This is a genomic window from Anaeromyxobacter terrae (genome assembly GCF_022690685.1).
Taxonomy (GTDB): domain Bacteria; phylum Myxococcota; class Myxococcia; order Myxococcales; family Anaeromyxobacteraceae; genus Anaeromyxobacter; species Anaeromyxobacter terrae.
Map to the genome: position 1 here is coordinate 59833 of NZ_JALCYY010000030.1, position 8929 is coordinate 68761.

General features: G+C 72.8%; 11 protein-coding genes. 9 read left to right on the forward strand and 2 right to left on the reverse strand.

The window, feature by feature from the left end:
- The first annotated feature begins 126 nt into the window (after positions 1-126).
- The 3 genes from MNY62_RS14645 to MNY62_RS14655 all read left to right on the forward strand — a co-directional run bounded on the left by MNY62_RS14645 (position 127) and on the right by MNY62_RS14655 (position 4190).
- Positions 127-492 (forward strand): hypothetical protein, encoded by a 366-nt coding sequence (locus tag MNY62_RS14645; protein ID WP_242344921.1) that lies wholly within the window; start codon positions 127-129, stop codon positions 490-492.
- Positions 493-567: 75 nt separating this feature from the next.
- Complete coding sequence (locus tag MNY62_RS14650; protein ID WP_242344922.1) at positions 568-1590, forward strand: RluA family pseudouridine synthase; 1023 nt, start codon at positions 568-570, stop codon at positions 1588-1590.
- Positions 1591-1625: 35 nt separating this feature from the next.
- Positions 1626-4190 (forward strand): penicillin-binding protein 1A, encoded by a 2565-nt coding sequence (locus MNY62_RS14655; RefSeq protein WP_242344923.1) that lies wholly within the window; start codon positions 1626-1628, stop codon positions 4188-4190.
- A gap of 18 nt (positions 4191-4208) precedes the next feature.
- On the opposite strand, the gene MNY62_RS14660 is transcribed toward MNY62_RS14655, so the two are convergent.
- A complete protein-coding gene (locus MNY62_RS14660) occupies positions 4209-4646 on the reverse strand; it encodes an EVE domain-containing protein (RefSeq protein ID WP_242344924.1) in 438 nt (145 codons plus the stop codon).
- Positions 4647-4730: 84 nt separating this feature from the next.
- Between MNY62_RS14660 and tatB the strand changes: the two genes are divergently transcribed.
- From tatB to MNY62_RS14690, 6 genes are all read left to right on the forward strand, one after another.
- Complete coding sequence (gene tatB / locus MNY62_RS14665) at positions 4731-5099, forward strand: Sec-independent protein translocase protein TatB (RefSeq protein WP_242344925.1); 369 nt, start codon at positions 4731-4733, stop codon at positions 5097-5099.
- A complete protein-coding gene (tatC, locus tag MNY62_RS14670) occupies positions 5096-5899 on the forward strand; it encodes a twin-arginine translocase subunit TatC (RefSeq protein ID WP_242344926.1) in 804 nt (267 codons plus the stop codon). The genes tatB and tatC overlap by 4 nt, the downstream gene beginning before the upstream one ends.
- A gap of 73 nt (positions 5900-5972) precedes the next feature.
- Entirely contained in the window at positions 5973-6164 is a 192-nt protein-coding gene (locus MNY62_RS14675) for a hypothetical protein (protein WP_242344927.1), read from the forward strand.
- An 11-nt stretch (positions 6165-6175) separates the two neighbouring features.
- The gene (locus tag MNY62_RS14680; RefSeq protein WP_242344928.1) at positions 6176-7378 is read left to right on the forward strand and encodes an acetyl-CoA C-acetyltransferase; all 1203 of its coding nucleotides are present in this window, start codon (positions 6176-6178) and stop codon (positions 7376-7378) included.
- Between the two features lie 73 nt (positions 7379-7451).
- Entirely contained in the window at positions 7452-7649 is a 198-nt protein-coding gene (locus tag MNY62_RS14685) for a hypothetical protein (protein ID WP_242344929.1), read from the forward strand.
- Positions 7650-7655: 6 nt separating this feature from the next.
- Complete coding sequence (locus tag MNY62_RS14690) at positions 7656-8390, forward strand: rhomboid family intramembrane serine protease (protein WP_242344930.1); 735 nt, start codon at positions 7656-7658, stop codon at positions 8388-8390.
- A gap of 54 nt (positions 8391-8444) precedes the next feature.
- On the opposite strand, the gene MNY62_RS14695 is transcribed toward MNY62_RS14690, so the two are convergent.
- Positions 8445-8929: DUF6982 domain-containing protein (locus MNY62_RS14695; protein ID WP_408629086.1), on the reverse strand; the 485-nt coding region annotated here is incomplete at its 5' end.

Consider the following 8929-nt stretch of genomic DNA (forward strand, 5'->3'; position numbering starts at 1 on the left):
CGCGGCGCTCCGTGCGCGGACCGGCGCGCGGGGTCGCGGGGTGTCGCGCGTCCGCGCGGCGAGCGGAGAGGCGCGCGGGGAGCGCGGGCCGCTTGCACGTGCACCAGCGGTGCGCATGATCGGGGCATGCGTGGGCTGCCTCCCTTCACGCCGGTCGCGTCGAGCGTGCGCGTTCGCGCCGTGGAGATGGCGCTCGGCCTGTGGCTCTTCGCCTCGACCTTCCTGCTCCCCCGCGATGGCGGCGTCGGCTTCAGCACCTGGCTCGTCGGGCTCTGGGTCGCGACGAACGCGCTGCTCGCGCTCTACGCGCCGTTCCTGCGCTTCCTCGACACCGGCCTCGCCGTCTGGCTGTTCGCGACGACGCTCTGGTTCCCGCACGCGCACGCGTGGGTCGCGTTCCACGACGCGTTCGTGGCGGGGGCGATCTTCGTCGTCTCGCTCGTGAAGACCTCGCCGCTCGAGCTCCGCCTCCCGCACGACGCGGTGGCGTAGGTCGCGGCGGCCGGGCGCTCCTCCGCACGGACGCGCGAAGTCGTCGGGAGCGGGCGGGTGCTGTAGAACATCCCCGTGCTGACGATCACGGTCTCCGAGGACGCCGCCGGGCAGCGGCTCGACAAGCTCGTGCGCAAGGCGCTCCGCGACGTGCCGCTCTCGCACGTCTACAAGATGTTCCGCACGCGGAAGGTCCGGGTGAACGGCGCGCGCGGCAAGGCGGAGCAGCTCGTGCAGGCGGGCGACACGATCGTGATCCGCGGCGACGAGGAGCGGCTCCTCGCGAGGGCGGAGCCGTCGAAGGGCGCGGCGCGGGCGGGCGAGGTCACCTTCGGCGTCCTCCACGAGGACGCCGACGTCCTCGCGGTCGACAAGCCGGCGGGGCTCGCGGCCCACCCCGGCACCGGGATCACCGGCGCCACGCTCGTGGAGATGGCGCGCGCGCACCTCGGCACGCCCGAGGATCTTCCGCCGACCGAGTTCAAGCCCTCGCCCGCGCACCGGCTCGACCGCGACACCTCCGGGGTCGTGCTCGTCGCGAAGACGCGCAAGGCGATGGTGGGGCTCACCGAGATCTTCACGAGCGGCGAAGGGGTGAAGAAGACCTACCTCGCGCTCGTGAAGGGGAAGATGCCGCGCGAGGTCGGCACGATCGACCTGCCGCTCGCCGAGCACGAGCAGACCGCGCGCTCCAAGGCGGCGCGCGGGGTGAACCTGCAGGAGGCGCTGACCCGCTGGAAGGTCCTGTCCTCGGGGAAGGACGCCTCGCTCCTCGCGGTCGGCATCGAGACCGGCCGCACGCACCAGATCCGCCGCCACCTCGAGGCGGCCGGCCACCCGGTGCTCGGCGACAAGCGCTACGGCGACTTCCCCGCGAACCGCGCCGCGAAGCAGCGCTGGGGCCTCCGGCGCATGTTCCTCCACGCCTGGCGGCTCGAGCTCCCGCACCCGACGGGCGGCGCGCCCCTGAAGCTCGAGGCCCCGCTCCCGAAGGAGCTCGAGGAGGCGCTCTCGCGGGCGAACCTCGCCGCCCCCGGGGTGAGCCCCGGCGAGCGGGCGGGGGCACGTGCGCCGGCGCGCCCACACGGCGAGCGTTGAACTCACCCGGACCCGGGGCTTAGATTCGCGAGCCGATGAGCGACAGCCGCGATCCGACGGTCGAATCCGGGGGCAAGACGGACGCCCCCTCCCGCGTGGTCCTCGACGGGGTCCCCCCGCCCCGCCCCCTCGTCCGGCGGCTCGTCCGCTGGGCGCTCTTCCTCGCCATCGTGGCGGTGAACGCCGGGGTGGTCGCCGGGATCGCGGGCTACCTCTACTTCTCGCGCGGGCTGCCGGAGCTGCCCCGGATCGCCGACTACCGGCCGCCCGTCATCACCGAGATGACGAGCGGCGACGGGCAGATCGCGGGCGAGTTCTTCGTCGAGCGGCGCAAGGTGGTCCCGTACGCGCGCATCCCGCGGAAGCTCGTGCAGGCGTTCATCGCCTCCGAGGACCAGGACTTCTTCGAGCACGGCGGCATCGACTGGAAGGGCACGCTCCGCGCGGCGGTGAACACCTTCGTGCTCCGGCGCCGCATCCAGGGCGGCTCCACCATCACCCAGCAGACCGCGAAGGCGCTCCTCATCAGCGCGGAGGGCTTCGAGTCCGGCACGAAGCGGAGCCTCGCCCGCAAGGCCCGCGAGTTCATCCTCGCGAAGCGGCTCGAGCGCGCGTTCACGAAGGAGGAGATCCTCTGGCTGTACCTGAACGGCGTCTACCTCGGGCACCACAGCTACGGGGTCCAGGCGGCGGCCGAGAACTACTACCGCAAGAACGTGGAGGAGCTCACGCTCGAGGAGGCGGCGCTCATCGCCGGGCTCCCCCAGGCGCCCTCGCGCTACTCGCCGTTCTCGAACCCGGAGGCGGCGAAGGACCGCCGCCGCTACGTGCTGCGCCGCATGGCGGAGGAGGGCTTCATCACGCAGGACGAGCGCCGGCGCGGCTCCGAGGCGGAGGTGAAGGTCTTCGGGGTCGACGACGTGTTCCGCGAGACGGCGCCGTTCTACGTCGAGCACGCCCGCCGCTGGGTGGTGGACCGCTACGGCAACGACCGGCTCCTCCACGACGGGCTCCGCGTGGAGCTCGCGATGGACCTCGAGAAGCAGCGCGCCGCGCAGGCGGCGATGCTCTCCGGGCTCATGGAGGTCGACCACCGGCAGGGCTACAACGGGCCGGTCGCGAACGTCGCCGGCGACGAGCGGAGGGCGCTCGCCGAGCGGCTCGCGCGCGCCTGGCCGAAGGGGTCGCTCGAGCCCGGCGAGTACTGCGTCGGGATCGTGGCGCGGGTGGACGAGAAGACGAGCGCGGCCGAGATCGAGGTCGGCGAGAACCGCGGCCTGCTCCCCATCTCCGGCATGCGCTGGGCGCGCCGGCCGAACCCGGAGGTCTCCTACCCCGACGCGCTCATCTCCCGCCTCTCGGTGGCGGTGAAGGCGGGCGACGTGGTGCTCCTCCGCCGCGTCACGCGGGAGCAGCTGCAGAAGCGCGAGAAGGAGCTCGCCGTGGGGAAGGCCGCCGCGGTGCCGGAGGCCGAGCTGCTCTTCTCGCTCGAGCAGGAGCCCAAGCTGCAGGGTGCGCTCGTCTCGGTGGACCCGTGGACGGGCTACGTGGTCGCGATGGTGGGGGGCTACGACTTCGACGCCTCCGAGTTCAACCGCGCGTTCCAGTCCTGCCGCCAGCCGGGCTCCGCCTTCAAGCCGCTCGTCTACTCCGCCGCCATCGAGAAGCTCGACTACACCCCGGCGACGATCCTCACCGACGCGCCCATCGTCTTCCGCGACGACGAGAACAGCTGGAAGCCCCAGAACTACGGGCAGGACTTCAAGGGGGACGTGACGCTCCGCACCGCGCTCGTCAACTCGATGAACATCCCGGCGGTGAAGACCGCCGAGGCGCTCACCGCGAAGGCCGGCCCGCTCGCGCTCGCGCAGTGGGCGAAGGCGCTCGGGCTCACCACGCCCGTGAAGCTCGAGCTCGGGAGCGCGCTCGGCTCGTCCTGCGTGAACCTGTGGGAGCTCACGAACGTGTACGCGCTCTTCGCGCGCTACGGCGAGAAGCGCCCGGCCGCGTTCGTGAAGCGGGTCCTCGACCGAGACGGGAACGTGCTCGAGGATCGCGCCGACTGGCGCGACCCGTGGGTCGGGCTCGACGAGCGGCTCGCCGCCGGGTTCGCCGAGGTGACGCGGCCGCGCGAGCGGGTGATGGACGAGCGGACCGCGTACATCCTCGTGCGGCTCCTGCGCGAGGTCGCGACCGTCGGCACCGGCGCGCGGGCGGCGGCGCTCGGCAAGCCGGCCGCCGGCAAGACCGGCACGACGAACGACTCGTTCGACACCTGGTTCATGGGCTTCACCCACGACCTCGCGACCGGGGTGTGGCTGGGCTACGACGTGAACGTGACGCCCCTCGGCCGCTACGAGACGGGCGGTCACGCGGCGCTGCCGATCTGGCTCTCGTACATGCGCACCGCGCTCGAGAGCAGGCCGCAGCCGGAGTTCACCGCGCCCGCCGGCATCGTGGAGGTGCGGATCGATCCGGACACCGGGAAGCCTTCCGGGGACGCGCGCGGCGTGCTCGAGCCGTTCAAGCAGGGCACCGAGCCGACCGCCGCGCAGGAGGGTCACCAGAAGGTCGAGGTCCAGGACCTTTTCATGCAGTAGCGGGGGCGCCAGCCCCCGTCAGAACCGCTCGTCTGCGCGGAGGCCGCCGGTCTTGGCGATGATCTCCGCCACCCCCACGAGATCGCGCCACTCGGCGGGCGAGAGCGGGACGACCGAGAGCCGCCCCTGGCGGAGGAGCGCCGAGCCCTCGAACGCCGGCTCCTGCTTCAGCGCCTCGAGCGGGACGGGGGCGGGGAGCGGCTCCGCCGCCCGCACGTCGACGCAGACGGTGCCGTCCCCGGTGGGATCGGGATACGCGATACGCACCACCACCGCCACGCCCACCGCCCGCTTCTCGCCCGAGTGGTAGATGACCGCGCGGTCGCCCACCTGCATCGCGCGCAGGTTGGCCTGCGCCTGCGGGTTCGAGACGCCGGTCCAGGCGGTGGTGCCCTCGCGGGCGAGGTCGTCCCACGCGTACGCGCTGGGTTCGGTCTTCAGGAGCCAGTAGGCCATGCGCCGGAGAGTTAGGCGCTGGGGGCCGGCGCCGCAACGACCGCGCGAAGCCTTCCGGATTCGCCCGTGTTATATGGGCGACGCATGTTCGGCCTCGGCTTCGGCGAGATCGTGATCATCGCCATCTTGGCGCTCCTCCTCCTCGGGCCCGACCGCCTGCCGGAGGCCGCGAAGACCCTGGGCAAGACGCTGCGCGAGGTCCGCAAGGCGACCGAGGACATCAAGGACCAGATCGAGACCGAGCTCTACTCGGACGAGCGGAAGACCACGAAGCCCGCGCTCGTCCCGCCGGTCCCGGCCGCGCCGCTCGCGCCCGCCGGGCCTCCGCCGCCGGCCACGACGGACAACGTCCCCGGCCTCGAGGCCGCCCTCGCCGAGCCGCCCGCCGCGGCGGCGCCGCCGGCGTCCAGCGGCGAGCCCGCCGTGCCCGAGACGCCCCCCAGGACTGAATGAGCTCGACCGCGCCGCAGCTCCCTCCCGCCGGCGGAGCGCCGGAGCCGGAGGGCGAGGTCCGCCTCACGTTCATGGAGCACCTCCGCGATCTGCGGAAGCGGCTCATGCACGCGCTCCTCGGCGTGCTCGTGGGCATGATCGCGGTGGGCGGGTTCGTGGAGCCCATCTTCCACTGGCTCATGAACCCGGTGCGGGCCGCGCTGCCGCCGAGCCAGCAGGTGCTGCACTACACGAGCTCGATCGAGCCGCTCATGGTCTACCTGAAGGTGGCCGTGTACGGCGGCGTGTTCGTGGCCGCGCCGTGGGTGCTCTGGCAGCTCTGGCAGTTCATCGCGCCCGGCCTCTACCGGAAGGAGAAGCGGCTCGTCGTCCCGTTCCTGTTCTTCGGGACGCTGCTCTTCTACGTCGGCGCGGCGTTCTGCTACTACATCGTGATGCCGCCGGCGTTCCCGGCGATGCTCGCCATCGCGGGCGACGCGACCCTCGTGCCGATGCTCACCATGAGCTCGACCCTCGGGCTCGTGCTCGGGATGCTGCTCGGCTTCGGGGTGGTGTTCGAGGTGCCGGTCATCATCGCGTTCCTGGCGCTCATCGGCGTGGTCTCGGCGGACACGCTCGCCAAGTACCGGCGCGTCGCCATCGTGGTGAACACGATCATCGCGGCGGTCATCACGCCCACCGGCGACCCGCTGAACCTCGCCATGATGGCCGTGCCGATGATCCTGTTCTACGAGATCGGGATCGTCCTCGCGCGGATCCTCGGCAAGAAGAAGGCCGCGCCGGCCGGCGCGGGCGCGTAGGCGGAGCGCTCGCCGAGGCGAGCCCCCATCGAAAGGCGCGCGGTCGGTCCGCCGGGGACGTAGCATCCCCGGCGTGACCTTCCACATCCTCGCCGCGCTCTTCTCCGTCTACATGCTCGCCCGCCACGCCCCGCGCGCCGTACGGCTCCTGCGCTCGCCGGAGGGGCGCGCCGCGGCGGCGATCCCCATCGTGAACATCCTCCTCGCGGTGGCGATCCTGGCCTTCGCCGTGAAAGGCCTCACCACGAGCCTTATCCCTAGATGACGGAGGCTTGCATGAAGCGGGCAGGGCAGAAGGACGTCGTCATCCTCGCCGCGAAGCGGACCCCCTTCGGGACGCTCGGCGGCGCGCTCAAGGACCAGAGCGCCACCGATCTCGCGGTGCACGCGGCGACCGCGGCGATCGCGCAGGCGGGCGTGCCGGCCGAGGACTACGGCCACGTGGTGATGGGTAACGTGGCGCAGACGAGCTCCGACGCGATCTACCTCGCGCGGCACGTGGGGCTCCGCGCCGGCCTGCCGCAGCACGTGCCCGCGCTCACCGTGAACCGGCTGTGTGGGTCGGGCTTCGAGGCGGTGATCCAGGCGGCCATGCTCATCGAGCTCGGCGAGGCGGAGGTGGTCCTCGCCGGCGGCACCGAGTCGATGAGCCAGGCGCCGCTGGTCGTGCGCGGCGCGCGCTTCGGCTTCCCCTTCGGCAAGCCGCCCGCGATGGAGGACATGCTCTGGTCGGCCGTCACCGACAGCTACGCCGGCATGCCCATGGCGCTCACCGCCGAGAAGCTCGCCGAGCAGCACCGGATCGGACAGGACGCGGTGGACGAGTTCGCGGTCCTCTCCCAGCGCCGCTGGGCGGCGGCGCACGAGGCGGGGCGCTTCCGCGAGGAGCTCGCCCCCGTCGAGGTGAAGGGCAAGAAGGGGCCGGTCTCGTTCGACCGCGACGAGCACCCGCGCCCGGACACCACCGTCGAGGGGCTCAGGAAGCTCCCCAAGGTGTTCAAGAAGGACGGCGTCATCCACGCCGGCGCGGCGAGCGGCGTCGCGGACGGGGCGGGCGTGCTGGTGGTCGCGACGCGCGAGTACGCGGAGCGCCGCGGCGTCCGGCCGATCGCGCGGATCGTGAACTGGGGCCACGCGGGCGTGGACCCGACCATCATGGGCATCGGCCCGGTGCCCGCGATCCGGAACGCGCTCGCGCGCGCCGGCGCCACCCTCGCCGACATCGACCTCTTCGAGGTGAACGAGGCTTTCGCCCCGCAGTACCTCGCGGTCGAGCAGGAGCTCGGGCTGCCTCGTGAGCGCACGAACGTGGACGGCGGCGCGATCGCGCTCGGCCACCCGCTCGGCGCGAGCGGCGCGCGCATCACCATGCACCTCGCGTACGAGCTTCGCCGCCGCGGCGGCCGGGCGGCGGTGGGCTCCGCGTGCATCGGGGGCGGGCAGGGCGTCGCCATCGTCCTCGCGCCGGTCGAGCCTTGACGGGGCTCGTCGCGATCTTGCCCGGGCCCTCCCGGGACGGTAGGGTCCAGCCCGTTCCGAGGGAGGGTACGGGATGGCGGACTTCACCGGGGTGAAGGTGTTCACGACGACGCTCGCGCGTGATCGTGAGCACATGGGCGAGCACATCACGCGCTGGCTGTCCGATCACCCCGAGTACGAGGTGGTGGAGCGCGAGGTGAAGCAGAGCTCCGACAAGGAGTTCCACTGCCTGTCGATCATCCTGTTCTACCGGGAACGAAGAAAGGCCTGACGCCACATGCCGAAAGCCCGCCGCCGCACTCCCGACCTCGGCAGCGCCTTCACGTTCGGCGGCCGGGTCCCCGCCGCGGTCGGGCTCCTCATCGTGGCGATGGCGGTCGTCACCATCGCGAGCTGGCTCGACCGGCGGGTGCTGCAGGTCCTCGCCTTCGATCCGCCCAGCGTGGTCGGCGGTCAGGTCTGGCGCCTCGTCACCTGGGTCTTCGTCCAGGACAGCCCGCTCACGCTGTTCTTCGCGGGCTTCATGCTCTGGTGGCTCGGGCAGCAGCTCGTGTTCGTGTGGGGCGAGCGCCGCTTCCTCCTGCGCTTCCTCGGGATCACGGCCGGCGCGGGCGCGCTCGCGACGCTCGTCGCGATGGTCTACGCCCCCGCCGCCATCGCCCACATCGACGCCTGGCCGACGGTGAACGCGCTGCTCGTCGTCTGGGCGCTCATGTACCCGGACCGCCCGCTCTCCTGGTTCGGCGTCGTGAACATGAGCGCCAAGATGATGGCCGCGCTCGTGGTGTTCGGGACCGTGCTCTACGCGATCGCCTACGGCGGCCCGGGCCGCTTCGCGGTGCACTTCTCCGCGCTCGCGCTGGCGTGGGTGATGTCGCGCGGCCTCTCGCTCGGCAAGTACTGGCGGAAGGCCCGGCGCAGCGTGGAGGAGCGCGAGGCGCGCCGCCGCGCGAAGCACCTCAAGGTGGTCCGCCGCGACGGCAAGGACGAGCCGCCGCGCTGGATGAACTGATGGACCGGGGGGACCGCGCCTCCCGCGCTTCGCGGGGCCCTCCCCGGTCGCCGCTCAGCTCAGCGACACTTCCTTGGTCGCCGCCCGGTAGACCCAGATCCGGCCGGTGTTCGTGCGGGTGTCGCCCGGGATCATGAAGAACCCGGGGCCGTCCTCGCGGTAGGCGGGGCTGTAGCCCGCCACCTGGCGGCCGTCGCGGAACGTCACGCGGACCTTCTTCCCCTCCGCCGCGGGCGGCGCCTCGCCCGGCGCGAGCATGAAGAAGATCGCCTTCACCTTCTCGGTCGCGATCTGCTCGGCGGCGGCGCCGGGCGCGCTCGCGAGGGCGAGCGCCGGCGCGGTGAGGTCGGCGTCCTCGATGACGCCGCGCTTCACGGTGCCCTCGAGCGTGTGCACGACCACGCGGTGCGAGCCGGCGGCGCGGGTCAGCGGGTCTGCGGCAGCGGCGGCCGGCGCCGACACCGGCGCGCTGGCCGCGGCCACCGGCCTCGCGGGACCGGGCGCGATCGCCGGAGCGGCCGGGGCGGCGCCGCGCCGAG

Excerpts from the sequence above, each read along its gene's own strand:
- tatB (WP_242344925.1), top strand. The coding sequence starts at position 4,731 with ATGTTCGGCCTCGGCTTCGGCGAGATCGTGATCATCGCCATCTTGGCG.
- MNY62_RS14680 (WP_242344928.1), top strand. The coding sequence starts at position 6,176 with ATGAAGCGGGCAGGGCAGAAGGACGTCGTCATCCTCGCCGCGAAGCGG.
- MNY62_RS14690 (WP_242344930.1), top strand. The coding sequence starts at position 7,656 with ATGCCGAAAGCCCGCCGCCGCACTCCCGACCTCGGCAGCGCCTTCACG.
- MNY62_RS14685 (WP_242344929.1), top strand. The coding sequence starts at position 7,452 with ATGGCGGACTTCACCGGGGTGAAGGTGTTCACGACGACGCTCGCGCGT.
- MNY62_RS14655 (WP_242344923.1), top strand. The coding sequence starts at position 1,626 with ATGAGCGACAGCCGCGATCCGACGGTCGAATCCGGGGGCAAGACGGAC.
- tatC (WP_242344926.1), top strand. The coding sequence starts at position 5,096 with ATGAGCTCGACCGCGCCGCAGCTCCCTCCCGCCGGCGGAGCGCCGGAG.
- MNY62_RS14645 (WP_242344921.1), top strand. The coding sequence starts at position 127 with ATGCGTGGGCTGCCTCCCTTCACGCCGGTCGCGTCGAGCGTGCGCGTT.
- MNY62_RS14660 (WP_242344924.1), bottom strand. The coding sequence starts at position 4,646 with ATGGCCTACTGGCTCCTGAAGACCGAACCCAGCGCGTACGCGTGGGAC.